The organism is Candidatus Pantoea communis (genome assembly GCF_011752685.1).
Classification (GTDB): Bacteria; Pseudomonadota; Gammaproteobacteria; order Enterobacterales; family Enterobacteriaceae; genus Pantoea; species Pantoea communis.
Window position 1 is genome coordinate 77,393 of sequence record NZ_VWXC01000011.1, and the last position, 26,495, is coordinate 103,887.

A 26,495-nucleotide genomic window follows, 5' to 3' on the forward strand; every position below is an offset into this window, starting at 1 on the left:
GATTCTGCGGCATAAAACACCTGCTTCATGCAACTGCCGTTGATATGTAGTTTTTAAATGCACTGTTTTATTTAGTATTATTCTAAAAATGTAGTAGTGAATGTAGTTTCATTAATCATGATTTAATTTGACTACATTTTATCGACGCTCGCCTCTCACTCTCCAGTGGCGTTAATAGATTGGAGGTATTCATTTATTTTAATTAAATTAAGGTATTCTTAATTTTCATCGGAATAATACGTTTACTGCTGCCTCTTTTGTGAAGGGGTAAAGGCGCATTCACGCTTTGCTTCGTGACCTGTTCTGGATTACTCTCGCGCTGCGTGACGTTGCGAAGGTCGCGTCTGGCAGCGTAACTTACTTATTAACAAGGTGTTTTAACCGTGACTGATTCCGTGCCTAAAACCAGCAAGCGGCCCTACGATCTCTACGGTGAGCGTTTTCACACCGCTAAACATCAGCTCACGCCGCGCCTGTTTAAAGTGGCGAATTACATCCATCAGCACCGGAGTGTGGTACTGGATAAAACCGCGCTGGGCATTGCCATCGATACCCAAACCTCGGATGCCACAGTGATCCGCGCCATTCAGGCGTTAGGATTCTCCGGTTTCCGCGACTTGAAGATTGTGATGGCGGAGTTCCTGGGCGTCACACAGCGCTCGCCGGCACGCGTGGCTTCCACGGTGAATGCCTTGTCACAGGATGCCAAAGGCAGTGTTGATTTTGTGCTGGATAGTTATCGTATTAGCTGCGATATGCTTGCCTCCAGCGCCAATCGCCAGGCGATTCAGCAGGCGATCGACCTTTTGCAGCAGGCGGATCGCGTGGCTATTTTCGGCATTGGTGCGTCTGCAATACTGGCCGACTACACAGCCCGTCTGTTCAAACGTAATGGCACATCCTCATATGTCCTGAATCGCACCGGCATTGCCCTCAGCGAACAAATTGCCGAGATGCGCCATGCCGATGTGTTGATCATGCTGGTACAAAGTAGCGCGCATCCGGAAGGGCTGGTAACGCTGGCCGAGGCTCAGCGGCTGGGATTGAAAATCATTGTGCTCACTGGCGCGCCAGACAGCATCTTTGCCCAACGCTCTGATGTCACCATTGAGATCCCCCGCAGTCGTGACGCGGATAAAATGCCGGTACACACTACGCCAATGATCTGTCTGGAAATTTTAGTGCTGGGGTTGGCGGCCACCACGCCGGTTGCCACCATGGAAAGCATGAGCAAACTGTATGAGATCAGTAATGCCTTGACGCGCCCCGGCGCGCGCAAAACCAACAAGTCCTGAACCTATTTTGGAAGCGAACATGACCAGCGATTCTTCTCTGCTTGAAGTGCAGAGGGTTACTTATGCTATGCAAGGGCGAACCTTACTGGCACCTGTTTCACTGCAACTTAACGCCGGTGATTTTTTGCTGCTGACCGGGCCCTCAGGCAGTGGAAAAAGCACGCTGTTGAAGATTCTGGCCTCGCTACTGGCCCCCACCGCTGGACAGATCCGCTTTAAGAACCGTGATATCGCCACGATAAAAGCCGAGCTGTATCGCCAGCAGGTATCGTACTGTTTTCAAACGCCGCAGCTGTTTGGCGAGACAGTGTATGACAATCTGGCGCTGCCGTGGCAAATCCGGCAACAGAAGCCGCCACGCGAGGCGCTGATGGCGTCTCTGGAGAGCGTGCATCTGGATGCTGAGATGCTGGATAAACCGGTTGAACAGCTGTCAGGAGGTGAGAAACAGCGCGTGGGTTTACTGCGCAATCTGCAATTCTTGCCCAAAGTGTTGCTGTTAGATGAGGTGACGAGCGCACTGGACGAAGAGAACAAGACACTTGTCCAGCAGCTGATTCAGCAGCGGGTGCAGGAGCAACAGTTGGCGGTGGTGTGGATCAGTCACGATCCCGATGAGATCCAGCATGCAGAGAAAGTGCTGCGACTGACGGCGCCGGAAAGAGGAGAGTCGCATGAGTCAGCATAATATTACCGACAGCTCATTGCTGTTGTCGCTGATGCTGGTGGTAATCGCACTGATCATCAGCCAGAAAGAGAAGCTCGGCATGAGCAAAGACATCATCTGGAGCGTGTGCCGGGCCATTGTACAGTTAGTGATTGTGGGTTACGTGTTGAAGTCGATCTTTGACCTCAACAACCGCTGGCTGACTATCCTGATGGTGCTTTTTATCTGCGTGAATGCGGCACTGAACGCGCGCAAACGCAGCCGCAACATCGACCACGCGCTAGCGATCTCCTTCGTGGCGATCACCACCGGCACTTCGCTCACCCTTACAATCTTGTTATTGAGTGGCGCCATTGAGTTTATCCCGATGCAGGTGATCCCGATTTCCGGCATGATTGCGGGCAACGCGATGGTGGCAGTGGGTCTGTGTTTCACCAATCTCAATCAGAGGTTTAGCGATAATCGGCAGAAGATTCTGGAGATGCTGAGTCTGGGCGCTTCGGTGAAGCTCGCCTCGGGTCGGTTGATTCGTGACAGCATCCGCGCGGCAATGATCCCGACAGTCGATGCCGCAAAAACCGTGGGGCTGGTGAGTCTTCCCGGCATGATGTCAGGATTGATTTTTGCCGGAATCGATCCGGTGAAAGCGATTAAATACCAGATTATGGTGACCTTTATGCTGATCGGTACCGCCAGCCTCTCGACCATCATTGCCGCGTATTTGTCGTATCGCCGTTTCTATACTGCGCGTGCACAGCTGAAGATCGGGATTTAATTGGGTAGGGCGCGGCCCTCTGGGCCGCCGTTGAATTTAGAGATTACTGCTGAAACCGCAGCGCCACGCCAAAAGCATGCTCAGCGCTGACGATCAGCGCGGATTCCTCTTCGTGGAACGGGATATCGCCCAGCAGCAAACTGGCTTTTACCTTGCGCAGATCCACACTGCGTAAGCTTAACGCCGCCATGCGTGCACTGCCGTTGTAATCGGGTGGTAATCCAGCGAAACGTTGTGTGACATAGCCGGCAGCCGCGAAGCGCACCGTCGCCACGCCGGCTTTTAATACGAAGGCACCTTGCTGGCAGGCGGTGAGCGCATTCGCCCCAAACAGCCGACTGTAAGGTTGTGCTGCCGCCGCAGGATCCTGCGCCACCACCACAAACTCGACAATATCAGTCACGCCATTGGGATGCTGACGCCATGCATCCTGCCATACCGCGTGTGGGGTCTCGTGCTGGCAGAAGAAACTGCGCCCATTCGGCACCAGCGCCGGTCGTAATTGCACGGTGCGGAAACGTGCCTGATCCTCATTGCCATCCGGCAACTGCACCGGACGGAAGAAGCTGGCAGGCAGAACGCCATCAATGTCCTGGCTCTCAAGATAACGCCATACTGCATCGGCATCCTCGGTCTTCCACACCAACCCGCTCAGGCCAATGGGTGACTGCCACACATCCTGACGTAAACTGGCACGCCCCGGCTCGAAGCCGAGCAGCTCAAGATAGTTATCACCAAACACGGCCAGATGATTACTGGATCCGAGCGAATGGTGGCCGCGGTCGGTGAGCTGAAACCCCAACCGACGAAAAAGCGCACTGGCCTCATCTAACTGATCGGCCACGTTGATCACCACGTGATCCAGACGGGGAATCGGTACGGAAATCGCCATCGCTTTCCTCCTTGCTCTTATGGTCACCGCGCCCATGCTGGCGCGTCCGGTTCGGATGCTGACAGTGGCTGCCAGTGGACGTGCGTTTCCGCGCCAAAACCGGCGGCAATGCCGGCAATCAGGATGGTGATTTGCGTATCGGTGTGCTGATCCTGACTGCGCACGATGCCCTCGATCTCCGCCGTCTGAGGCAGCACATTCCAGCTATTACCCGCCGTTAAACGCGTAACGCCAAGCGTCCATTGTCGATGACGACTGGGGAGTGCATAAAGCGCAGAAATGATATGGCTGCCGATCACAATCACATCAATGCCTTCATGTGGCCGTGCGGCATGCGCACCTTTACCGGTCAGGGTGATGTGAAAATGTTGGGTGGAGTGGGTTTGCCCGGTCATGGTCATCCTTGTGAGTGTTCAGGTAAAAAAGGCTCGCCCAGCGTCAACATCAAACGGTTTGCCCAGGCAAAGAAAGCAGCGGACTGGATCACATCAAGCAGTTCCAGCGTGGTGAAGCCCTGATCGCGTAATGTCTGCACCTGTTGCAGGCTGGCGGCAGCGGGGGTAATGGAAAGTGTCGCAGCCAGGTCAATCATCGCGGCCCAGCGTGGTGACTGGCCGTGTGCCAACTCTGCGCCCGGTGCCACATTCAGCAGCTTTTGTACTGCCGCATCGTCTTTTGATAACTGGCTGGCTTTGCGCGCATGGACAGAGGCGCAGAAGATGCAGCCATTCACTTTACTGACCACGGTGGCCGCCAGTTCACGCTCGGCACGCGGCAATCCGCCAGCGGTGTAAAAGATGCCTTTGTCGGTCAGCGTGCGCTGTTCCAGCAGCGGCAGATGGCGTGCCAGCAGGCGGAAGTAATCGGAGTTGCTGTGGCCGTTTTTCTTCAACGTAGCCTGTTCATCGGCGGTAAATTCGTTGAGCGGTTTGGCTGCCAGCCAGGGTTCCCAGCCTAACTCTTGCTGGGTAAAGGCGGTGAGGGCGGTTTGGCCGCTCAACGTCAACGGTGCATCGTGCCACTTGCCAGCCACGGCGTGCGCCTGCGTATCACTCTGCTCGCCGTTGAGCAGGCGTAAGCCGGTCAGTAGACGACTTTGAAAGCTCACAAAGGCGATTAACTGTGCGAGGGTGACGATGCCACGCGGCGTCCAGCCAGCGCTTTGCAGGTTTTGAATGTGTTTGGGCGCTGCATCCACCGGGTGCAGGCTGAGCAGTTCGGCAAAGGCGTGACCGGCCGCAAAACGCGCGTCATGTGCCTTGTTGTTCACCTGTTGCTGATAATGCGCCTGTAAGCGGGTGGCGCCGTGCCAGTCGGCGACCTGTGCGGCGAAGGCAAACCGCCATTGTAGCGGAAGGTCTGCATCATCTTCACCAAACAGCACCTCATAGCTGCCTTGCGTGTGCTGAGTGGCAGCATGGCGCTCGTTGCGTGCTAACGCGAGTTCCGAGGCAGGATCGATATCCGCTAAGGCGGCCAGTAAATCAACGGGTTGAGACATCATTTTCTCCTGTTAAGCCTGTTCCAGAGCACGTAGCTCAGGGGCGATGTGATCAGCGATTAATTCAATCGAACGCAGAATGTCGGCGTGTGGCGGATCGATTGAGTGCACCTGGAAGGTGATATCGGTGACACGTTGCAGGGTTGAGTCGGCGCGCAATGACGCCAGGACGGAAGGTGCATCGCCAAAGTGCGCATCAAGCTGACGCGCATGGCTTTCCAGCGTATGTCCGGTGATGACGTGGCCAGCAGCCTGAAACTGCTCAGCCTGGCGCCGCAATCCTGGCTCTGCGAGACGACGCGCATAGTCATTTGAATCGGCAACAAACGCGGTGCGCGAGGCGAGGATGCGCGGTGAAATACCGGCCGGCAGCGCGGCCAGATAGGCATCGATCATCGGATTTTGTATCGCCTCCAGCGGCAAATCTGGCTGGTCTGGCGGACGGGGTTGCGTGCGTGACAACATCAAGCCATGGCCAGCGGCACCTGCTCGCGCGGCACCTTCAACCGAGAATGTGGCGATCCACACGCGCTGTGCCAGCGTTGGCGCGGGCGGGTAGAGATGATTATCCGGGTGCGCGAGGGTATCGCCTCGCCAGGCGCTAAGCAGCGTGTGCAGCTGGTCGGCAAACACGCTGGCGCGTTGATCGATGGTCAAGCCAAAGGGCAGGAAAGAGGTTTTTGTGCCGCCCGATCCCAATCCGACTTCCAGCCGCTCATGACTGAGCAGGTCTAATACGGCGGCATCCTCTGCCACGCGCAGCGCGTTTTCCATCGCCAGCGTAATAATGCCAGTGCCAAGACGGATCGTGCGGGTGTACGCGGCCACGTGGGCGAGGAAGACCAGTGGCGCAGGCAGACCGCCTTCCTTCTCATGGAAATGATGCTGAGCGATCCAGGCGCTGTCGAATCCTAAACGTTCAGCGTGCTGGATCTGTTCGGTGGCGAGGCGATAGCGCTCTTGCGCCGATACCTCATCCAGCAGGCGAGTGAAAAAGCCAATGCGTTTACGCGTCATGCAGACTCCTTAATCAGCGGACGGATAGCGGGGATGGCGTCAATCAGTGCACGGGTATAAGTATGCTGAGGTGCGTTAAATAATGTGACGGTGTCACCTTGTTCAACCACTTCCCCCGCCCTCAGTACGGTCACGCTATGCGCAATGCGTCGCACCGTAGCGAGATCGTGGGTGATAAACAGATAGGTTAATCCCAGTTCCTGTTGCAGCTGTTGCAACAACTGCAGGATTTGCGCCTGTACGGTGACATCCAGTGCCGAGGTGGCTTCATCCAGCACCAGTATCGCCGGCTGCAGGATCAGTGCGCGCGCAATCGCCACGCGCTGACGTTGGCCCCCGGAGAGTTCACGCGGTTTACGGGTTAGCAATTCCAGCGGCAGTGCCACTCGCTCAGCCACAGCTTCAACCCGCTGGCGACGAACATCGGCACTGAGTTTTTCGAAATTACGCAGCGGTTCTTCGATAATGGCAAACAGCGTCTGGCGCGGATCCAGTGATGCAAACGGATTCTGATACACGAACTGGATTTTGCGTCGGAGTTGGCGCAGCGCTTCACCGCGCAGCGCACTGGCATCAATGCCGTCAATCACCACGCGTCCGCTGTCAGCCTGTTCAAATCCCAGCAGAATGCGCGCCAGCGTGGTTTTACCGGAGCCGGATTCACCGACCAGTGCGTGCGTGGTGCCGCGTGGCACTGTCAGGCTGACCTGTCTGGCGACCTGTAACTGCTGCTGTTTACCGAGTGAGAACTGCTTGTTGATGGCTGAAAGCTGGATCGCGGGTGTCGAAAACTTTGCTCCAGGTGAAATCGCCAGCGCCGTGTGGTCCGGTGAAGCATCCTGCAGCAGCTGGCGCGTGTAGGGATTTTGTGGCGCATTAAACACCTGAGCGGCTGGCCCTTGTTCCTGAATCTCGCCGTGACGGAATACCAGCAACCGGTCGGCGCGTTCAGCCGCCAGCGCCAGATCGTGCGTGACAAACAACACCGCGGTGCCCGACTCACGGCGCAGCACATCCAGCAGATCCAGAATGCGTTTCTGCACCGTGACATCCAGCGCACTGGTGGGCTCATCCGCGATGATAATTTGCGGTTGCAAGGCGAGGGCGATCGCAATCAATACCCGCTGCTTCATGCCGCCAGAAAGCTGATGCGGATACTGCGTCAGTCGCTGTTGCGGATGGCTCAACCCGACTTTTTCCAGCAATTCCAGCACCCGCTGCTGGCGCTCAGACTTGCTGATTTTCTGATGCAGTTGCAGCATCTCACCCACCTGATCGCCGATGGTTTTCACCGGGTTGAGTGAGTTGCCGGGATCCTGCGGCACCAGACTGATACTGACGCCGCGCAGGCCGTCCATACGTTTGGCTGACCAGTCGGCAATGTCAGTGCCGTTTAATACGATCTTGCCGCTGTCGCGGCGACCATTTTCGGCCAGCAGGCCAATGATCGCCTGTGCGGTGGTGGTTTTACCGGAGCCGGATTCGCCGACTAATGCCACCATTTCGCCTGCCTGCAAGGTGAAGCTCACGTTGTGCACCACTTCACGCCACTGCCCGCGCTGTTGATAGCTGAGGGAAAGATTTTCAATTGCGAGTAATGCACTCATGCGCCACCTCCGGCGATCTGTTGGCTAATGCGATTCGCCGCCAGCACCACGGCCACCACCACGATGCCGGGGAAAGTGGTGAGCCACCAGGCGGTGGCCAGGTAGTTACGCCCTTCAGCAATCAGTAATCCCCATTCTGGCGTAGGTGGCGGTGTGCCATAACCCAGGAAACTGAGGGTGGAGAGCGCCAGAATCGCCTGACCAAACTGCAGTGCGGCAAAGGCAATTACCGCCGTCAGCGAGTTGGGTAAAATGTGGCGCCACAGCACCAGCCAAAAGCTGCCGCCACTGCCGTAGGCCGCTTCGACATATTCGCTGCGCCGCACACGCACCACTTCACCACGCGCCAGCCGGGCAAAACTGGCGATGGAGGCAATCCCCACGGCCAGCGCGGCATGCACTGTGCCAAATCCCAGCAGAATCAGTACGCTGAGTGACAGCAGCAATGAGGGAATCGACAGCAGCACATCAACCAGGCGCATCAGGGTGTTTTCCGTACGCCCGCCTACCGCGCCCGCCAATACACCCAGCGTGGTGCCGCCAATCAGACCCATCGCCACGGCGGCAAAGGCGGCGGACAGTGACTGTGAAGCACCGTAAACAATACGGGTAAACAGATCGCGGCCGAGCTGATCGGTCCCGAGCCAATACGCGGCCTGCGGCGCTAAACGTTGCGCGCCGGGCACCCCTTGGGTTGGGCTGTAATGGGTCAATAACCCTGGCGCGAATGCCGCTAATAGGGCCAGCAGCATCACCGCCCAGGCCAGCCAGAGTCCGGGCTGAATCTGCCAGCTGCGTTGGGTACGTGGGGTGGCGTCGCGTTGGCGAGCGGTAGCGTAATCGACGAGACTCATCGGCTTCCTCCGGCAATAGGTTGCAAACGGGGATCGAACAGTGGCATCAGCACATCGACCAGCAGATTGATCAGGACAAAGGCCAGCGCAGAGGTCATCACCACCGCCTGTAACACCGCGACATCCTGGTTATTGACCGCCTGCTGCGTCAGTTGGCCGATACCGCTGAGACCAAATACGGTTTCGGTGATCAGCGCGCCGGCGATCAACTCGCCCAGCAGCAGACCGGCCACGTTGAGCACCGGCAGCAGCGCATTGCGCATCACGTGTCGCCACAGCACGCGATTGGCGCTGGCGCCTTTGGCTCGTGCCACCGCCACATAAGGCTGCGTTGAAATCTGGTCAATACTGCGCAGCAGGATTTGTGCCAGCGGCGCGGAGATCGGGATCGCCACGGTGATCACCGGCAGGATTAAACCCTGCAACGGCGACGGGTTGATCACCGGTATCCAGCGCAACTGAAACGAGAACAGCTGTATTAACGCGATGCCGAGCCAGAAGGTGGGCAGCGAGATAAATAGCGCAGGAACGGATTGCAGCAACGAACGCAGCAGACGCAGTGCGGGCAAGCGAGACAGTGCCGCCAGCGCAAAGGCCAGCAGCGTGGCCAGCGCAAAACCCAGCACCGCCAGCTGCAGGGTGGCGGGCAGGTTGCTGATCAACAAATCGCTCACTGACACGCCAGCCTGTACAGAATAGCCAAAATCACCGTGCAGCATCGCCAGCAGCGTATGGAAATATTGCTGCCACAGTGGGTTATCCGCGCCATAAGCCAGCCGCATCTCAGCGATCTGATCCGTGCTCAAGCCCAGATCCGGGTTCTGGAATTTAATCAGCACCGCATCGCCCGGCAGCACCTGCAGCAGCAAGAACGACAGGGTAAACGCGGCCCATAATACCAGCACGCTTTGACCCACTCTTCGCAGCAGAGAACGTTGCATCATCAGCCTGCCTTAGTGTTTATCCAGCCACGCGCCGTAGAACGAAGGACGACCTACGGCTTCAAAGCTCACGCCTTTGAACCAGGGAGCACCCGCGAACACTTGCGGCTCTTCGAAGATCGGGATCACGTAAGCCTGATCGAGCAGATAGCGTTGGACATCGCCGGTCAGAGCCAGACGTTTAGCCGGATCCACTTCCGCCGAGATATCCACCAGCAGTGCATTCAGCTTGTCGTCGCGGAAGTTTTGCACCTTGTCGCTGGAGCCGCCTTTTTGCAGCAGCGCGTTACGGTTGGTGGGGTAGAAACTGCTTTTGATCACATCCGGATCGGCACGGCCGACTTCCGTGACGTTGAGCGGCGTTTTCAGCGGATCGAGATTATCCAGCGTGGCGCTGCCCGCATCGCCCGCTTTCACCGCTAAGGCGACGCCCACCTGACGCCACTGCTGTGCCACCAGTTGCAACACTTCTTTGTTCTGCGGCTGTGGCAGGGATTCGTAGATGGCGAGGGCGAGCTTTTTACCTTCTTTCTCACGAATCCCATCGCTACCGACCTTCCAGCCTGCTTCATCAAGCAGCTGTTTTGCCAGGGCGGGATCGTACTTCAGCTTGTCGGCGAGGTTGACGTAACCGGCTGCAGAATGGGCAATAACCGACGTGGCCTGCGGATAGTTAGGCGAGAACAGTGTCTGCACCACTTGCTGCGCGTTGGTAGCGTGCAACAGCGCCCGGCGCACCTTCAGATCACTGACCAGCGCATTGTCAGGACGGAAGCTGATGCTGTCGTTTACACCGCGTGTGGGTGCGGCATAAATCGGGAAGTTTTGCTGCTGCGCCTGTTTTTCGTCATAGGCTTGCACCTGGCGGATAAATTCTGCCTGGCCCGCCAACAATGCGCCGATGCGCACGCTGTCTTCCGGCGTGACGATAATTTTGATGCCATCGAGATTGGCCGGGCCTTGCTGGGCGATATTTTTCGGCCCCCACTGATAATCTTTACGCGCGGTGAGATCGACTTCACGCCCGAGTTTTTCATCACTGACCACAAACGGACCGGAGCCAATAATATGGCGTGCGTCACCCAGTTGATCGAAGCTTCGTTGCAGGGTGCTCAGAGAAACTAAGCCAGATCCGATGGTCGCGGTGCCCTGTAAAAATCCCGGAGAGGGTTTCTTGAAATAGAATTTCACCGTCAGCGGATCGATGACTTCACTGTGGTCGTAGTTATTAATCACTTCTGAAACCGGTAAGCGAAGGGCTTTATTGCCAAGGCCGTAGGTATCAAAGTTTTTGGCCACCGCGTTGGCATCCAAAGGGGTGGCATCGGAGAAGGTGACGCCCGGACGAATTTTAAAAGTGTATTCAGTTTTATCGGCGTTGCTGCTCCAGCTTTCCGCTACCCAGGGTTCAACCTGCAGCGTCTTTGGATTCTGCCACGTCAGCTTATCGGTGATCTGGTTGAGGATACCGCCGTTGGGGTAGAAACCACCGGCAGGCGGGTAGAGGTTGGTATGCGGTTGCTGTTCAAGATACACCAGCGTACCTCCCTTGACCGGAGTGTCCGCCGCGTGTGCGTTAAATATCCCTGTCAGCAGGGCTAAGCTTAATGCCTGCAAGTGAAAATGCTTACTCATGGTGAATTCCTTATGATTCAATAGCCCGGCGGGCGGATTTCATCATCAAATGCCGCACCCGCGAGGAGAACCAAGGAATTGCACTAAGCTTTTGCGAAAAAAATAAAATGAATGGACTTGTGGGAAATAATTAAGATTCTTCGCCGATTAAAAGTGGCGTTAACTCTCTATAATGTAGAGGTTTTATAATTATGGCTTACAGCATGAGGGGAGTTTAATGAGAGCATATTGGATCCCGGGTTTAATGTTTATGCTGTCAGCGTGCTCAAGTTCCGTCGGGCATAATTTCGATACCGCGAACATTCAGAAAATACAGACCGGTAAAACCACCAGAGCCGAGTTGATAAATATGTTTGGGCCGCCTGATTCTGAATCCCCTTATCCGGAAGGGCAACGCCTTATGATGTGGAAATACAGCGAAGCCCGTACGCTGGATACCACCGCAGGCAAGACACTTACCGTGCAAACCAGGAATGGCCGGGTGTTTACTTACACATTGAGTAAGAGTTGAGGGCAGGGAAACGATATGTTCGTGCTACAGCAGCCCGAATTCTTCGTGTTTTTGAGCGTGTTATTGAACCCGGAAAGAGATGTGAGTAGGCGATGCTAAGAGAAAATTTCAGCGATCTGGTTTATCTGGTGATGGTCGCCCGGGAACGCAGTTTTACCCGTGCCGCTGCCAAATTGGGTGTCTCTCAATCCGCGCTGAGCCATGCGATGCGCGGCCTGGAAGAGCGCCTTAAAACGCGGCTGTTGACACGCACCACCCGCAGCGTGGCACCGACCGAAGCCGGTGAACAGCTTATCCAGAATATCGCGCCCTTGATATCAGATATTGAAAAAGCGCTGGTGGCATTGACCGAACATCAGACGCGTACCTCGGGCAATATCCGGATTACCGCCGGTGAACATGCGCTGCACTCTACCCTGTGGCCATTAATTAAACCCTATCTTCAGCAATACCCTGACGTGAACATTGAACTCTCCGTCGATAACACCCTGACCGATATTGTGAGCGGGCGTTTTGATGCCGGGGTGAGATTAGGCGAGCAGGTGGAAAAGGATATGGTGGCGGTGCGTATCGGTCCTGACTGGAGAATGCTGGTGGTTGCGACCCCCGATTATTTTAAACATCACGGTATTCCTGAAACGCCGTATGAATTGCAGCATCACAACTGTATCAATATGCGCTTGCCGACACTGGGTGGATTGTATAACTGGGAGTTCACCAAAGATAAAAAAGAGATTCGCGTCAAAGTGGAAGGCCAGCTTATTTTCAATAACCTCAGTTCGCGTATTGAAGCGGCACTTAGCGGCATGGGGATTTTGTATGCGCCGGAAGATTCTGTGCGGAAATATATTGATGAAGGTCTGTTGCAGTGTGTGCTGATAGACTGGTGCGAACCTTTTAGTGGTTACTATTTATATTATCCCAGCCGTAAACAGCACACCGCAGCCTTCTCTAAATTGATTGAAGCACTGCGCTATCAGGGTTGACTGACGAGTTATACCTATTGGTGAATTTTGCTCATAAACCCATCCTGATTTGACTACCTTATCAATCAATCCGCGTGATCCTACACTCTTAGCTGCTATCAATGTGGCCGCCCATTCCAGAGCGGTCACCACCCAAACCTGAAGCGCGGAGCTCCCATAATGAGAATGGCTGTTGCCCTCATACTGGCGTTATCTGTCTCAGTTGTTTCTGCAAAGGAGAACACATCGATGATCACTGTTTGGCAAAGTGGTGAAAAACCTTCGGTTAAAGGCAACTCAGAATATTTCACCGGTACGGTGCGTATTGATGCGCCGTTTCAGGGAAGCGAACCTGCACGTATCGGCGGCGCAACGGTGACCTTTGAACCCTCCGCGCGCACGGCATGGCATACCCATCCGCTCGGGCAAACGCTGATTGTGACAGCAGGTCTGGGGCGTGTGCAGGAGTGGGGCGGTGAAGCACGTGATATCCGTCCTGGCGATGTTGTGTGGATCCCGGCAGGCGTAAAACATTGGCATGGTGCCGCACCAGAAAACAGCATGTCGCACATTGCCATCGCTGAAGCTGAAAACGGCCAGGTGGTGGAGTGGTTGGAGAAAGTGAGCGATGAGCAGTACGGTTCCTCGGCCTCTTTGTAAGGAGTAAAAGATGACGAAAAGCATCAATGCCTCGTTAATGATGTGCGCTGCGCTCGCCTCTTCAGTGAGTCTGGCTGATGAAACCTCCGAGCCAGAACAGAAAAAATATGTCGCGCTACGGCAAAAACAGACTCATCCATTGACCCTGCAACAAAAGAGTATCGCGGTGATTGCGGCCCATGCCGCGACAGGCAATATTGCCAAACTGAATGACGCGCTGAATCAGGGATTGGATGCGGGCCTGACCCTCAGCCAGTGCCGTGAGGTGCTGGTCCAACTTTATGCCTATGCCGGTTTCCCTCGCAGCCTCAACGCGCTGGGAGAATTGATGAAAGTGATTGATGCCCGCCGCTTACAGGGCAAAAATGACCAGCCAGGCAACGAGGCCGGGCCTGTTCCAACGCCAGAAAATATGCTAGCCGCCGGTACGCGCAATCAGACGGCGCTGGTCGGCAATCCGGTGAAAGGGCCATTGTTTGAATTCGCCCCGGCGATTGACCAGTTCCTCAAAGCGCATTTGTTTGGCGACATTTTCGCGCGCGATAACCTCGACTGGAAAAGTCGTGAATTAGCCACTGTGGGCGCATTAGCCGGAATGAGCGGTGTCGAGTCGCAATTGCAATCACATCTGCGCATCAGCATGAATGTCGGCTTCGACAAATCACAACTTGCCGAACTGCAGGCGGTGTTTAACGCGCAGGGAGAAGAAGCGGTCGCTCAGCGAATTGAAGTGGTGTTGGCACAGATAAAATAATAAATCCCTTATAAACGCACCGGTATTTATTCCGGTGCGTTTTGCTGTTCAATATAAGAACGAAGAGTGTATTCCGTCAGACTTATATCCAATCGTGCAAACCTTTCCCGATTAGTTTATTACGCATAATCAATCGTTAATCGCAACGCTGATTGATGCACAACCCTCTGTTTTACATGATTTATTCACCCATCAATATTCCGTCCCCCTCTGATATGCATTAATTAAAAATGCATACGACAATAATATGTTTTACCCATTACCCGCCGCCATCACACACTGCTCGCCATCATCATTGAGGAAAAGGATTTGGCGTATGTCATATCGACTGAGCTTGTTAGATAAATCGCCGATTGCCGATGGAGAGAGCGCGTCGCATGCCCTGCATCGCACATTACAGCTGGCGCAGCAGGCTGAGGCCTGGGGCTATCATCGCTTCTGGCTGGCAGAGCATCACAACACTGACCGTCTGGCGAGCCCCTCTCCTGAACTGCTGATCGCCTGGATCATTGGGCAGACGCAGCATATTCGCGTCGGCTCTGGTGGCGTGATGTTGCAACACTACAGTCCTTACAAAGTTGCCGAAAACTTCAACCTGTTAGCTTCACTCGCGCCAGGCCGTATCGATCTCGGTGTGGGTAAAGCGCCCGGCGGTTTACCGCTCTCCACCCGCGCTTTACAGCAGGGCATCCATCAGGACGAAAAGGGCAGCTTTGCTGAACAGCTTTCACTGCTGGATAGCTGGCTGGATGTTCCGCCGGTGGGCGATGAAGAGATCCTGCGCGCCACACCGCAGCCGCCACGTCCGGCTAACCGATTCCTGCTGGGTGCCAGCGAACAAAGTGCCAGGCTGGCAGCAGAACTGGGCTGGCAACTGGTGTTTGCGGCACATCACAACGGCGATCCGCTGTTAATGGAACAGGTGCTTAACAGCTATCGCCATTACAGCAACGGCAAGCAGGCGCTGGTGGCCGTGCAGGTGGTGGTCGCCGATTCGCCGGCTGAAGCTGATTTGCTGGTGGATAATCTGCGCGTCTATCACGTCAGTGTGAAAGACGGCCCAAGCGTCAACGTGGGCAGCGTTGAGCAAGCTGAACGTTACGTGCGACAGGGCGGTTATACCGATTATGTCATTGAGCCGCGCACCCCATCGTTGCTAAAAGGCACGGCTGCTCAGGTGCACGCCAAACTGGACGCCTTGCACCAGAATTTTGGCATTGAGGAGTTCGTGATTGATACCCCGATTGCTGAGGAGCAGGCGCGAGTGAAGTCTCTCGAACTGCTGGCAACGCATCGACTGGTTGCGGCGTAATCCGGAGATAACCATGACTCACACAAGCGAACAGCAACTGATTGACTGGCGACGCGAGCTGCACAGCTGGCCTGAGCTCTCTGGACATGAAGTGGAAACCACAGCGCGTTTGCGCCGCTGGCTACAGGACGCTGGCTTGCGGTTGCTCGATTATCCGCTGGAAACCGGTCTGGTGGTTGAAGTGGGTCAGGGTGAAACGCTGATCGCGTTGCGAGCTGATATTGATGCCCTGCCGATTCATGAAGCCACTGGTCTCGCCTACCGCTCGCGTAATGCAGGGGTGATGCACGCCTGCGGCCATGATGTGCACAGCGCGGTGATGTTGGGCGCGGCGCTGCAACTCCATGCGCTGGGAGATCAACTGCCGGGGCGCATCCGTATTCTGTTCCAGCCAGCCGAAGAAAATGCCACCGGTGCGCGCAAGTTTATCCATGCTGGCGTGTTGCAAGATGTGCAGGCGATCTTTGGTATGCACAACGAACCAGGCTTACCGACGGGTGCCTTCGCCACGCGCGGCGGGGCGTTTTATGCCAATGCCGATAAGTTTGTGGTGCGCGTCGCCAGCCCTGAACAGGGAGTGGATGCCATTCTCGTGTCCAGCCAGATCATTCAGGCACTGCAATCACTCACCAGCCGCAGTTTTAACACCCTGGATAGCCTGGTGTTGAGCGTGACGCGCATCGATGCCGGTCAATCTGGCAACACTTTACCGAGAGAAGCCGAGTTTGGCGGCACGGTGCGCACCCATGACAAGCAGGTGCGGGCGCAACTGGAACAGGGCGCGCGTCAGATTGTCGAGCACATTGCGGCGGCAAACGGTGCGGCCGCGACCTTCAGCTGGCATCCGGGCCCGCCGGTGCTAGAAAACGATGCACGCTGGGCGCAGTTTGCCAGTGAAATTGCTCAGCAGGTGGGGTATCGGGTGCAAACCGCAGAGCTGCACCTCGGCGGCGAAGATTTTGCGTATTACTTACAACAGATCCCTGGCGCGTTTGTCAGCATTGGCAGCGCCAGTGAATTTGGTCTGCATCACGGCGGTTTCAACCCCGATGAAGCACTGATCGCGCCTGCCGCGCACTATTTCACCCAACTGGCGCAGCAGGCCTTGCAGCATCTCAATGCACGATGTCGTGACGCAATTCTGAGTTAGCCCATTTAACCCAATATCCTCCGCTTTGTATGGCGACGAAACCGTCGCCGTCAGGCTATGCCATGGAAAAGAGAGAACACTATGACTGCAAGACAACTGCGACTTGGCACTATTCTGCATGGCGCATCCGGCAATATGTCCGCCTGGCGTCATCCGGCGGCGCAGGCTAATGCCAGCATCAATTTTGACTATGCGAAGCATATTGCGCGCAAAGCGGAAGCCGGCAAGCTGGATTTTCTGTTTGTCGCCGACGGTTTGTTTATCAATGAAAAATCCATTCCCCATTTTCTCAATCGCTTCGAACCGCTGACGCTGCTGTCGGCGCTGGCGGGGGTGACTGAGCATTTAGGATTGGTCGGCACGGTCTCCACCTCTTACAGCGAACCTTTCACCGTCGCGCGTCAGTTTGCCAGCCTCGATCACCTTAGCGGCGGGCGTGCAGGCTGGAACGTGGTGACCTCGCCTTTGGAAGGATCGGCGAAGAACTTTTCGCGCCAGCAGCACCCGGAGCACGCGCTGCGCTATCGCATCGCCGATGAGTATTTGCAGGTGGTGAAAGGGCTGTGGGATTCGTGGGAAAGCGATGCTTTTGTGCGGAACAAAGAGAGCGGTCAGTTCTTCGATGCCGCCAAACTTCATACCCTCAATCACCACGGTGACTTCTTCCAGGTACAGGGTCCACTGAACATCGAACGCACGCCGCAGGGACGTCCGATCGTGTTTCAGGCCGGTGCGTCAGAGGATGGGAAGAAGCTGGCAGCGCGCCACGCCGATGCCATTTTCACCCACCAGCCGACGCGCGAAGAGGCGCAGGCTTTCTATAAAGATGTGAAAAAGCAGCTGGTGGCGAACGGACGTGAACCGCAGGATCTGCATATCTTCCAGGGCGTTGGCGTCATTGTCGGTGACGATGCCGAAGACGTTGAGCGTCAGTACCAAACTACCGCCGCACTGGTTTCCATCAAAGATGCATTGAACTACCTCGGCCGCTTCTTCGATCACCACGACTTCTCGCAATACCCGCTTGATGAACCCTTCCCGGATATTGGCGATATCGGCCAAAACAGCTTCCGCAGCACCACCGATGAAATCAAACGTAAGGCGCAAGCGCACGGTCACTCACTGCGTCAGGCCGCACTGGAAGCAGCCACGCCGCGTCCGCTGTTCTTTGGCACGCCAGAAGAGGTGGCGGATGGCTTACAGCTGTGGTTTGAAACCGAGGCCACCGATGGCTTCATTATTCAGGGCGGCACGCCGGATACCTTCGAACGCTTTGTCGATCGCGTCATCCCCCTCTTGCAAGCGCGCGGCCTGACCCGCAGCGAATATCCCGGCACCACGCTGCGTGCCAGCTTCGGTCTGAAAGACCCGGTTAATCAGTTCACACAACAATAAATTAAAGAGAAAACACGCTATGCAGAAGAAATCCCTTATTGCGCTGATGTTGCTGAGTTTAAGCAGTGCGGCTTTGGCTGAAGACGTGGCGGTGAACGGTCAGCAGATCAGCATCGAAGCCAATAAAACACCGGTGAACACTGCGGAAAATCCCGCTGCGGTGGCGCAAATTCCGGCCGGACATAAGTTTGCCGTACCGGGCTCATTTACCGTGGCAGTGGCCGCACTGAACTCCCCGCCATTAACCGTATTTAGCGATGACAACAAAACCCTGCTCGGCAGCGAAGTGGATATCGCCCGGCTGGTGGCCGACAGCCTGGGATTGAAACTCAATGTGGTGCCGACCTCGTGGGAAGACTGGCCGCTGGGCGTGGCTTCCGGCAAATATGACGCGGCGATTACCAATGTCACCGTGACCAAAGAGCGTAAAGAGCGCTTCGATTTCGCCACCTATCGCAAAGATTCTCTGGGTTTCTACGTGAAATCCAGCAGCCAGATTAAGTCCCTGAACAAAGCCGAAGACATCGCCGGGCTGCGCATCATTGTGGGTTCCGGCACCAACCAGGAAGCGATCCTGCTGGCGTGGGACAAAGAGAATCAGGCGAAAGGACTGAAGCCTTTCACGCCGGTGTACACCAAAGATGATGCCGCACAAACGCTGGCGCTGCAGTCCGGTCGCGCAGATGCCTACTTCGGTCCGAATGTGATTGGCGCGTGGAAAGCCGCGTTAACTCATCAAACCAAACTGGTGGGCAGCGTGGATGGGGGTTGGCCGAAAGCCGCACACATTGCGGTGACGGTGAAAAAAGACAACGGTCTGGTACAACCGATTAACACCGCGCTCAACGGCGTGATCAAGAACGGTGATTACGACAAGGTGCTGAACCGTTGGGGTGAAGGCGTGGAGCGTCTGGATCGCTCTGAAATCAACCCAGCCGGTCTTGGCGACTAAGGAGGCTGAATGAGCCAGCAATTTTTCCGCGAAGTGCACCCTGAAGCCACTGAGTTGCAGCCGATTATCACCGGTCTGTTTGGCGAGTATGCGGCACGTTACGGCGATTTCTTCAAAAGCGCTAACGAGGTGGAATTAACCGAATGGTACTTGCCGCCGCGTGGGCTGTTTATCGTGCTGGAGCGTGACGGCGAGATCATCGCCATGGGCGCCTATAAACCTTATGACGAGGTGACCGCGGAATTTAAACGCATCTGGACGCGCAGCGACCTGCGCCGTCAGGGATTGGCGCTGCTGATTTTGCAGGAGCTTGAACGGCGTGCGTTGCGCGCCGGTTATCAGCGCGTGTTTCTGACCACCGGATTTCGTCAGCCGGAAGCCGTGCAGCTGTATATTGGCCACGGCTATCAGCCGCAGTTTGCGCTACTCGAAGATATGGAAATCTACAGTCGGCCACCTCATGACGGGCGTTTACGCTTCATCAAGGTGATTGATGTGCACAGCGTGGCGCAGGCCAGCTAAGGAGTTGAGATGAGTCAGGAAAAACATTTAACCGTGGTGCCCGCACGCTATCCGGGGCGGATCATCGGGGCGATTGTCGCACTGTTTATTCTCGCCAGCGTGATTGATTCGGTGGCCTTTAATCCCCGCTGGGAATGGCGTGTGTTTGCTCGCTGGTTCTTTGATCCGGTGATTCTCACAGGGCTGGGGCAAACGCTGTTACTGACGTTGTTCGGCACGGTGCTGAGTTTGATTTTTGGCGGCCTGCTGGCGCTGGCGCGGCTCTCTTCGTCATGGTTATTGAGCACGCTGGCGTTTGGTTACATCTGGCTATTTCGCTCGCTGCCGCTGATTGTGGTGCTGATTATTCTCTATAACTTCTCCTACCTGTACGACACGCTGTCGCTCGGCGTGCCTTTCACGGCACTGTCGTGGGGCCATTTCCAGACCATCAATGTGCTGGGGCAGTTCCCGGCAGCGGTGATTGGATTGACGCTGGTGCAGAGCGCCTACAGTGCGGAGATTATTCGCGGCGGCTTTTTGGGTGTCGATCACGGTCAGTTTGAGGCAGCGTCGGCGCTGGGTTTGTCCTCGTCCCGTCGTACCTTCCGCATCATTCTGCCGCAGGCATTGCGCGCCATTATTCCCACCACGTTTAACGAAATCATCAGCCTCGCCAAAGGGACTTCCATGGTGTACGTGTTGGCGATGCCGGAACTGTTTTACACCATCCAGATGATCTACAACCGCACGCAACAGGTGATCCCGCTGTTAATGGTGGGTGCGGCCTGGTATCTGATTATCACCACCGTATTGTCACTGCTGCAGCACAGCGTTGAACGTTGGCTGGCCCGCAGCGTGACACGTGAACCGCAACCGTCGCGCTGGCGTCAATGGCGCAATCGCTCTGCTACCGCCAATGAGGAGCTTTCCCATGTCCGAAGCCATTGATTATCGCAATCTGCATACCACTGGTGCCATCAGCATTACCGGCGTCAGCAAGTCGTTTGGTAAACACAAAGCGCTGGATGACGTCTCGCTGGAGCTGGAACCTGGCTCGGTGACGGTGATTCTTGGCCCGTCAGGATCAGGGAAATCCACGCTACTGCGCACCATTAATCATCTGGAACGCGTGGATGAAGGGTTTATTCAAATCGACGGCGATTACATCGGTTATCAACGTCGTGGTGACAAGTTGTATGAGCTGAAAGAGAAAGCGATTTTGCGCCAGCGCATCAACGTCGGTTACGTGTTTCAGAACTTCAATTTATTTCCCCATCTGACGGTTTTAGACAACCTGATTGAAGCACCGATTGCCCATCGTCAATTGTCACGACGCGAGGCGATTGAAAGGGCGGGAGAATTGCTGGATATCGTGGGATTACGCCATAAAGCTGATGCCTGGCCGCGGCATCTGTCAGGTGGCCAGCAGCAGCGCATCGCCATTGCACGTGCGTTGATGCTGAATCCACGCGTGATGCTGTTTGATGAACCGACCTCGGCGCTCGATCCCGAGTTGGTGGGTGAGGTGCTGGACGTGATTAAGAAGCTGGCACGCTCTGGCACCACCCTGGTGATTGTCACGCACGAGATTGGTTTTGCGCGCGAAGTGGCGGATCAGGTGGTGTTTATGGTTGATGGTCGTATCGTCGAACAAGGCAGTACGCACCAGGTGTTGAACCAACCGCGTCATGAGCGTACGAAAAGATTTTTGGCGCGGGTGCTGTAATGGAAAGAGTGATAGTCAGCGCGCTGGCCGCATGGTTGTTCAGCTCGCCACTGTTTGCCGCAGAAACGCTGGATGCAAAAAACAACGAAACGCCAATCCACATTCCGGCTAACCCGCAAGCCATTGCCAAAATTCCGGCCGGTTTTCATTTTTTGACGCCGGGATATTTGACGGTGGCGACTTCCGCATCCAATTCCCCGCCGATTGGCTTGTGGGCATCAGACAATAAAACGCTGATTGGTAGCGACCCTGATTTCGCCCGGCTGCTGGCCGACAGTTTGGGGTTGAAACTCAAGCTGGTGCCTGCCGCCTGGGAAGACTGGCCGCTGGGCCTCACCGCCGGACGATATGATGTGGCGATGTTTAATATCGCGGTGACGGAAGAACGGAAACAGAAGTTCGATTTCGCGACTTACCGCGCGGATAACCATGCGTTCGCCGTGAAAAAGGACAGTGCGATCACGGCGATCAAAGGGCGCGAGGACGTGGCGGGTAAACGCATCATTGTGGGCTCCGGTACCAACCAGGAGAAAATTTTACTGAGTTGGGATGCGAAAAATCGTGCACAGGGGTTGGCACCGGTTCAGCCGATTTATCTCAATGATGATGCTTCAGCGACGCTGGCGTTGCTCTCCGGTCGCGCGGATGCTTCTTTTGGCCCACAAGCCATGGCGGCATGGAAAGTGGCGTCACGCGGTCAAACCAAAATCGTCGGTCACGGTCCGTTCCGCGCCTGGGTGGCAGTGACGACTAAAAAAGGTAATGGGCTGGATGTGGCATTACAGCAGGCGATCAATGGAGCGATAACCAGCGGACAGTACCAACAAGTGCTGGCACGCTGGGGAGAACAGGAGGAGGGCGTGGAGGCGTCACAGGTCAATCCGCCTGGGATTGTTTATCAATAAATGATTTTTTGTTAATTGAGAGAAAACTCACAGCTTGATTGTTGTGAGTTCTTTCTTTTCAGCGTTGTTGTGAACTTATTCATTCTTTTATTTATTTTTTTTGGCATGAATTAAACGGTAAATCTCATTTTTTGACCGTGAAATAAACTCGCCTTGCATTTAATTAATCGCTTCAGATGGTTTTTTATCTTCTCTTACAAGGATCGGTATTGTTTAGCCTCTCGGTAAGGTGTCATATTGGTGTTTCCAGAGGGAATGTGAGATTGAAAAAGAGTAAAAAGGATTTTGAATGAGTCTGGCTTAACCTGCATTACCCAATCAACGTATAAAAGATTGGGGTTAACATGTTAGTTGAAAATATAAGAGGTCAACTTAATATCTGCCACGCGCAATCCCTACAGTGCAGAGAAATTAAGCGGCCGAGATTGGGGGGCGTTTTCATGGAGTCAAGAGTCAGGAAACTGGAAGAGACGGTTGCCATCATCGCTACAGATGTTGCCGTTATTAAATCGAATTACGCCACTAAACAGGATATGGCTGGAGTCAGGACGGAAATCGTTGAAGTCAAATTAGAAATAGCAGAATTACGGTCGGAGGTTCGAGAAGTGAAAGCCGATGTTGCGTCTATAAAGGAAAATTACGCGACCAAGGCGGATGTACTGGCGATCAGGGGCGATCTGTACCAGGCGCTGAACAAACAAACCAAATGGATGGTTTCAATGCAACTCGTCACGTTAGGACTGGCGTTAACGATCGCCAAAGCGATATTTTAATCCTGTGCACAATGGCGGCTCAGCCGCCGCCATTGCAAAAGTCTCTTATGTGGTGGCTTTACGGATCCAAAGCGCAGCCTCTCCCGCAGGGAGTGGACGGGCAAAGTGATACCCCTGGAACAGGTTACAGCCTTTGTCGCGCAGGTAGTCGAAATACTCTTCGCTTTCGATCCCTTCAGCCAGCACGTTCAATCCCATTTCACGCGACAGTTCAATCGTTTTGTGTACCACAATGGCGGCGGATTCATTGTCAAAAATATGCATGATAAGCGATTTATCGATCTTGATATCATCAATCGCGAAATCACTGATCGATTTCAGCGATGAATAGCCTACACCAAAATCATCGATCGCCCATTTAATGCCTAACTGACTGAAGTGCTCAATGACACTGCTGATTCTTTTTTGATCGTAAATAAAGGTGGTTTCAGTTATTTCAAACTTTAATCTTTCCGGACTGATTTTGTGATGTGAGAGCGTCAGCAAAGTATCCTGGGTAAAATCGCGATGCATCAACTGCAGTGGACTGATATTGATCGAAAACATCAAATTACTAAGATGATACATGCGATCCCAGTCAGACATTTGCTGCAGGGTTCTCTCCATCACCCATTTGCCAATCTCAATAATCAGCCCACTTTTCTCCGCCACAGGAATAAACACCTCGGGCGAGATAAAACCTTTAACCGGATGTTTCCAGCGCAGTAAGGCTTCGAAGCCTATCAACTTTTTATTGGTATCCACCTGTGGCTGATAGTACAGCTCCAGTTGGTTCTTTTCGATGGCGTTGGAAAGCTCCCGTTTAATTAGGTCTGTCTCCGAATAATCACCGCGTGACGTAAACACGGTTAACAGTAGCGCGATAATCGACACACTGCAGTTAACAATATAGAAGCCAGGTTCCTCAGGTATGCTCAGCCTGAAAGCCCCACTTTGCCAGGTTAATCCCGTGGCGATAAACAGCAGATAAAACGCCAGGCAAATGAGAGGAAAAATTTTACTGAGGTAATTTGATTGCTGGCGTAGTACCAGCGCGGAACCGATGGTCAGAGCCATCAGATAATTGTATTCCGAGCGCTTAACAATTGAATGATAATTATCCAGCAATAGTAGCAGGATAATACTGAATAAGAGTGCATGCACGATGATGTAAAGGTTGCGTTTTAAGCCACTGCAGAAGGCCGCACTGGTGATGTAACCACCCAGTAATGTGCTGGCAGCATATAACCAGGCAATGTCATGGTGACCCCTGACAACGTTAAACAACACCATGTAAATACCGGCAACAATGCTGGATGTCCCGGCGATCAACAAGGTTAAACGCAATTTCTTTTCCAGGCTATCGCCTTTCAAAACAAACGGCAGATTGCGAATGATTGAAAATCCTGAACTGAAATAAGAGATCATTAGCTATTCTCAGTTTTATAGTCATAATTATTTAATGTTTTCAGTCAGGTATATTAAGGAAAAGCGTGACGGCTGTCATAACTGTTTTCACGTTATTTACACTCATTCAAGCTGCATTATGATTTGACCTATGTTAGAGGAAATGAGCATTTATCCGGGTAAAACTGGCCGATTGAGGTGACTTAAGTCGATTATTTCCGCCTGCATGCGGCGCGTTAAAAGAGGTTGAAAACTCGCAGCGCATTTTATGATTACCGCGATTGTGCCTACCCTATGGCAAGTCCACACGTTAGAATGAAATCTAAATGCCTTAAGGTAGTTGCAGTGCCAGAGGCAAAAACAACAAGCGCTGGACACGTATTCAGCCTGGCCTGGCCCGATTGTGAAACCCACTTTAAAACGACTGGTTGCAATGAAAATACGCTTTCTATCTGCCAATGAGCTAAAGCTTACCGAAGTGCGCACCATCCTGGAGCCGGTCGGCGTCGAAGTCATTCCCATCGCCCGCCGCATCGAAGAGATCCAAACAGAAAATGAAGTTGAACTGGTACGTGACAAACTCACCAAAGCCTTTTCCATCATTGGGCGTCCACTGTTTGTTGAGCACACCGGCCTGTATCTGGATGGGTTGAATGGTTTGCCTGCCGGATTGACGCGCATTTTCTGGAGCCGACTGAACGCTGAGCGCTTCACTAAACTGGTCAGCGGGCTGGACACCCCAAGCGTGACCGCCAAAACCGTGCTGGGTTATTGCGATGGCCGTAAAATGTACCAGTTTGAGGGCGAGCTGCGCGGCACCATCGCACCGGCACCGGCCGGACCGCGCGAGTTTCAGTGGGACTGCGTATTCATTCCAGAAGGCCATTCGCAGACCTTCGCTGAAATGGGTGAATTCAAAAACGAAATATCCATGCGCCGCCTGGCACTGGATCGCTTCGCCACCTTTTTAAAAACATCACGGGGACTGGCATGAAACCGGAACTCAAACGCGCCTACGATGCAGGCAAACTGATCCTGTTTGCGGGCGCGGGTATTTCACGCAATCTGGGTTTGCCGGAGTGGCATGAGCTGATTGCGCATCTGGCCAAAGAACTGGGTTACGATCCGAAGATCTTTAATACTTATGGCACACATCTTTCGCTGGCGGAGTACTACAAGCAGCGCAAAGGTTCGCTCGGTCCGTTACGCAGCTGGATGGATCGTGAGTGGCATCGCCCGGATATTGACGTGCGCAGCTCTGAAATTCACACCATGATCACCCAAGGTAACTTCTCACGCATCTATACCACCAATTACGATCGCTGGCTGGAGATGGCGCACGAAGCTCACAATGTGCCGTACAGCAAAGTGGCGAATGCCGCAGATTTGGTGTCATTGACCGAAGACAAGCGTCATATCATTAAACTTCATGGTGATTTTGACGATGATACGTCCATCGTGCTGGATGAGAGCAGCTACTTTGAGCGCCTCTATTTCGATTCGCCGCTGGATATCAAACTGACGCATGACGTGATGGGCAACTCGGTGTTGTTTGTCGGTTACAGCATCAGTGACTTTAACATTCGTCTGTTATTCTACCGCCTGACGAAAATGTGGGGCCGCACGGGATTAGCGACCGCACGGCCGAAATCCTACCTGTTTACCAACCGCAATAATCCGGTGGCTAAAGAAGTGCTGGGGCAGTGGGGCATCGAAATGATCGTTTCAGAAGAGGACGATCCGCGCAAAGCGCTGGCGACGTTCCTGGAAGAATTACTGGCTTAATGAGCAGAAAATGTTTGCTCAAAAAAGTTTGCTTAGAATATACTGTATATAAATACAGTTAACCGAGGTGCATCATGGCAGTCGAAACCAAATATGTTGTTGTCAGAAAGGGTGAAGAAAAAATGACGTTTGCCAATAAAAAAGACGCGGATGCCTGGGACAAAATGCTCGATATGGCGGACGCCTTCACCGACTGGCTGCAGCAGCATCAGCCTGAACTGGATGAGGCACAGGCTGAAGCGTTAGGCATGTTACTGGCTGAACAGAAGGATGCGGTGCAGCATATCCTGCGTACCAGCAAATTACCGGATGCGGTAAAGGAAGAAGCGTCAGCTGAAGTCGAGACTGAGGCCTCTGCGGAATCTGAAACCTCTGCGGAATCTGAAGCTTCTGCCGAAGCAGACACCGGTAAACCCGAAAAGAAAGTGCGCGCGGTTAAAGCTGCCTGATACTGTGCTGAGAGCTGAGAGCTGAGAGCTGAGAGCTGAGAGCTGAGAGCTGGGAGCGGCGAGAAGGTCGCTCCTGTTGCCTCA

27 protein-coding genes are annotated in these 26,495 nt (G+C 54.2%); 18 read left to right on the top strand and 9 right to left on the bottom strand.

Annotation, left to right across the window (positions count from 1 at the left end; genetic code table 11):
- Nucleotides 1–383 precede the first annotated feature (383 nt).
- From F3J37_RS15555 to fetB, 3 genes are read left to right on the top strand one after another with little or no spacing between them, the layout of a single operon-like run.
- Nucleotides 384–1,295 (top strand): MurR/RpiR family transcriptional regulator, encoded by a 912-nt coding sequence (locus F3J37_RS15555; RefSeq protein ID WP_166934256.1) that lies wholly within the window; start codon nt 384–386, stop codon nt 1,293–1,295.
- Between the two features lie 19 nt (nt 1,296–1,314).
- Nucleotides 1,315–1,983, top strand: coding sequence for an iron efflux ABC transporter ATP-binding subunit FetA (fetA, locus tag F3J37_RS15560; RefSeq protein WP_166934257.1), 669 nt, complete (start codon nt 1,315–1,317; stop codon nt 1,981–1,983).
- Nucleotides 1,970–2,737, top strand: a complete 768-nt coding sequence (gene fetB / locus F3J37_RS15565; protein WP_166934258.1) for an iron efflux ABC transporter permease subunit FetB — start codon at nt 1,970–1,972, stop codon at nt 2,735–2,737. Before fetA ends, fetB begins: the two co-directional genes overlap by 14 nt.
- A gap of 43 nt (nt 2,738–2,780) precedes the next feature.
- Here fetB and F3J37_RS15570 read toward each other — a convergent pair whose 3' ends face one another.
- From F3J37_RS15570 to F3J37_RS15605, 8 genes are read right to left on the bottom strand one after another with little or no spacing between them, the layout of a single operon-like run.
- A complete protein-coding gene (locus F3J37_RS15570; RefSeq protein ID WP_166934260.1) occupies nt 2,781–3,629 on the bottom strand; it encodes a VOC family protein in 849 nt (282 codons plus the stop codon).
- Between the two features lie 23 nt (nt 3,630–3,652).
- Nucleotides 3,653–4,024, bottom strand: a complete 372-nt coding sequence (locus tag F3J37_RS15575) for a peptidase dimerization domain-containing protein (protein ID WP_370662131.1) — start codon at nt 4,022–4,024, stop codon at nt 3,653–3,655.
- A gap of 2 nt (nt 4,025–4,026) precedes the next feature.
- The gene (locus F3J37_RS15580) at nt 4,027–5,130 is read right to left on the bottom strand and encodes an alkylhydroperoxidase domain protein (RefSeq protein WP_166934262.1); all 1,104 of its coding nucleotides are present in this window, start codon (nt 5,128–5,130) and stop codon (nt 4,027–4,029) included.
- A gap of 12 nt (nt 5,131–5,142) precedes the next feature.
- A complete protein-coding gene (locus F3J37_RS15585; protein ID WP_166934264.1) occupies nt 5,143–6,147 on the bottom strand; it encodes a putative FMN-dependent luciferase-like monooxygenase in 1,005 nt (334 codons plus the stop codon).
- Nucleotides 6,144–7,754 (bottom strand): dipeptide ABC transporter ATP-binding protein, encoded by a 1,611-nt coding sequence (locus F3J37_RS15590; protein ID WP_166934265.1) that lies wholly within the window; start codon nt 7,752–7,754, stop codon nt 6,144–6,146. Before F3J37_RS15590 ends, F3J37_RS15585 begins: the two co-directional genes overlap by 4 nt.
- Nucleotides 7,751–8,608, bottom strand: a complete 858-nt coding sequence (locus F3J37_RS15595; RefSeq protein ID WP_166934266.1) for an ABC transporter permease — start codon at nt 8,606–8,608, stop codon at nt 7,751–7,753. The genes F3J37_RS15590 and F3J37_RS15595 overlap by 4 nt, the downstream gene beginning before the upstream one ends.
- A complete protein-coding gene (locus F3J37_RS15600; RefSeq protein ID WP_205298969.1) occupies nt 8,605–9,549 on the bottom strand; it encodes an ABC transporter permease in 945 nt (314 codons plus the stop codon). The genes F3J37_RS15595 and F3J37_RS15600 overlap by 4 nt, the downstream gene beginning before the upstream one ends.
- A gap of 12 nt (nt 9,550–9,561) precedes the next feature.
- A complete protein-coding gene (locus tag F3J37_RS15605; RefSeq protein WP_166934269.1) occupies nt 9,562–11,184 on the bottom strand; it encodes a TIGR04028 family ABC transporter substrate-binding protein in 1,623 nt (540 codons plus the stop codon).
- A gap of 603 nt (nt 11,185–11,787) precedes the next feature.
- Here F3J37_RS15605 and F3J37_RS15610 point away from each other — a divergent pair.
- From F3J37_RS15610 to F3J37_RS15665, 12 genes are all read left to right on the top strand, one after another.
- On the top strand, nt 11,788–12,681 hold the full coding sequence (locus F3J37_RS15610; RefSeq protein ID WP_166934270.1) for a LysR family transcriptional regulator: 894 nt from the start codon (nt 11,788–11,790) through the stop codon (nt 12,679–12,681).
- 228 nt (nt 12,682–12,909) lie between these two features.
- A complete protein-coding gene (locus tag F3J37_RS15615; protein WP_240154108.1) occupies nt 12,910–13,320 on the top strand; it encodes a (R)-mandelonitrile lyase in 411 nt (136 codons plus the stop codon).
- 10 nt (nt 13,321–13,330) lie between these two features.
- Entirely contained in the window at nt 13,331–14,074 is a 744-nt protein-coding gene (locus F3J37_RS15620; RefSeq protein WP_166934273.1) for a carboxymuconolactone decarboxylase family protein, read from the top strand.
- Between the two features lie 316 nt (nt 14,075–14,390).
- Nucleotides 14,391–15,386 carry an MsnO8 family LLM class oxidoreductase gene (locus F3J37_RS15625; RefSeq protein WP_166934275.1) on the top strand — a complete coding sequence of 332 codons (996 nt, stop codon included), beginning with the start codon at nt 14,391–14,393 and terminating at the stop codon, nt 15,384–15,386.
- Nucleotides 15,387–15,399: 13 nt separating this feature from the next.
- Nucleotides 15,400–16,536 carry an amidohydrolase gene (locus F3J37_RS15630; RefSeq protein ID WP_166934277.1) on the top strand — a complete coding sequence of 379 codons (1,137 nt, stop codon included), beginning with the start codon at nt 15,400–15,402 and terminating at the stop codon, nt 16,534–16,536.
- Nucleotides 16,537–16,617: 81 nt separating this feature from the next.
- Nucleotides 16,618–17,931 (top strand): LLM class flavin-dependent oxidoreductase, encoded by a 1,314-nt coding sequence (locus F3J37_RS15635; RefSeq protein WP_166934279.1) that lies wholly within the window; start codon nt 16,618–16,620, stop codon nt 17,929–17,931.
- 19 nt (nt 17,932–17,950) lie between these two features.
- A complete protein-coding gene (locus tag F3J37_RS15640) occupies nt 17,951–18,883 on the top strand; it encodes an ABC transporter substrate-binding protein (RefSeq protein ID WP_097117850.1) in 933 nt (310 codons plus the stop codon).
- Nucleotides 18,884–18,892: 9 nt separating this feature from the next.
- A complete protein-coding gene (locus tag F3J37_RS15645; RefSeq protein WP_166934281.1) occupies nt 18,893–19,405 on the top strand; it encodes a GNAT family N-acetyltransferase in 513 nt (170 codons plus the stop codon).
- Nucleotides 19,406–19,414: 9 nt separating this feature from the next.
- Nucleotides 19,415–20,335: an amino acid ABC transporter permease gene (locus F3J37_RS15650; protein ID WP_097117852.1), complete on the top strand. Its 921-nt coding sequence runs from the start codon at nt 19,415–19,417 to the stop codon at nt 20,333–20,335.
- On the top strand, nt 20,319–21,113 hold the full coding sequence (locus tag F3J37_RS15655) for an amino acid ABC transporter ATP-binding protein (protein ID WP_058962363.1): 795 nt from the start codon (nt 20,319–20,321) through the stop codon (nt 21,111–21,113). Before F3J37_RS15650 ends, F3J37_RS15655 begins: the two co-directional genes overlap by 17 nt.
- Nucleotides 21,113–22,018, top strand: coding sequence for an ABC transporter substrate-binding protein (locus F3J37_RS15660; RefSeq protein ID WP_166934283.1), 906 nt, complete (start codon nt 21,113–21,115; stop codon nt 22,016–22,018). Before F3J37_RS15655 ends, F3J37_RS15660 begins: the two co-directional genes overlap by 1 nt.
- Nucleotides 22,019–22,458: 440 nt before the next feature.
- Nucleotides 22,459–22,791 carry a hypothetical protein gene (locus F3J37_RS15665; protein WP_166934285.1) on the top strand — a complete coding sequence of 111 codons (333 nt, stop codon included), beginning with the start codon at nt 22,459–22,461 and terminating at the stop codon, nt 22,789–22,791.
- A 45-nt stretch (nt 22,792–22,836) separates the two neighbouring features.
- On the opposite strand, the gene F3J37_RS15670 is transcribed toward F3J37_RS15665, so the two are convergent.
- Nucleotides 22,837–24,198 carry a putative bifunctional diguanylate cyclase/phosphodiesterase gene (locus F3J37_RS15670; RefSeq protein ID WP_034829781.1) on the bottom strand — a complete coding sequence of 454 codons (1,362 nt, stop codon included), beginning with the start codon at nt 24,196–24,198 and terminating at the stop codon, nt 22,837–22,839.
- Between the two features lie 412 nt (nt 24,199–24,610).
- Here F3J37_RS15670 and F3J37_RS15675 point away from each other — a divergent pair, with 412 nt between their 5' ends.
- From F3J37_RS15675 to F3J37_RS15685, 3 genes are all read left to right on the top strand, one after another.
- Nucleotides 24,611–25,171, top strand: a complete 561-nt coding sequence (locus tag F3J37_RS15675; protein WP_166934287.1) for a non-canonical purine NTP pyrophosphatase — start codon at nt 24,611–24,613, stop codon at nt 25,169–25,171.
- Entirely contained in the window at nt 25,168–25,962 is a 795-nt protein-coding gene (locus F3J37_RS15680) for an SIR2 family protein (protein WP_034829783.1), read from the top strand. The genes F3J37_RS15675 and F3J37_RS15680 overlap by 4 nt, the downstream gene beginning before the upstream one ends.
- A 74-nt stretch (nt 25,963–26,036) precedes the next feature.
- Nucleotides 26,037–26,411 carry a YebG family protein gene (locus tag F3J37_RS15685; protein WP_045834108.1) on the top strand — a complete coding sequence of 125 codons (375 nt, stop codon included), beginning with the start codon at nt 26,037–26,039 and terminating at the stop codon, nt 26,409–26,411.
- Nucleotides 26,412–26,495: the final 84 nt, after the last annotated feature.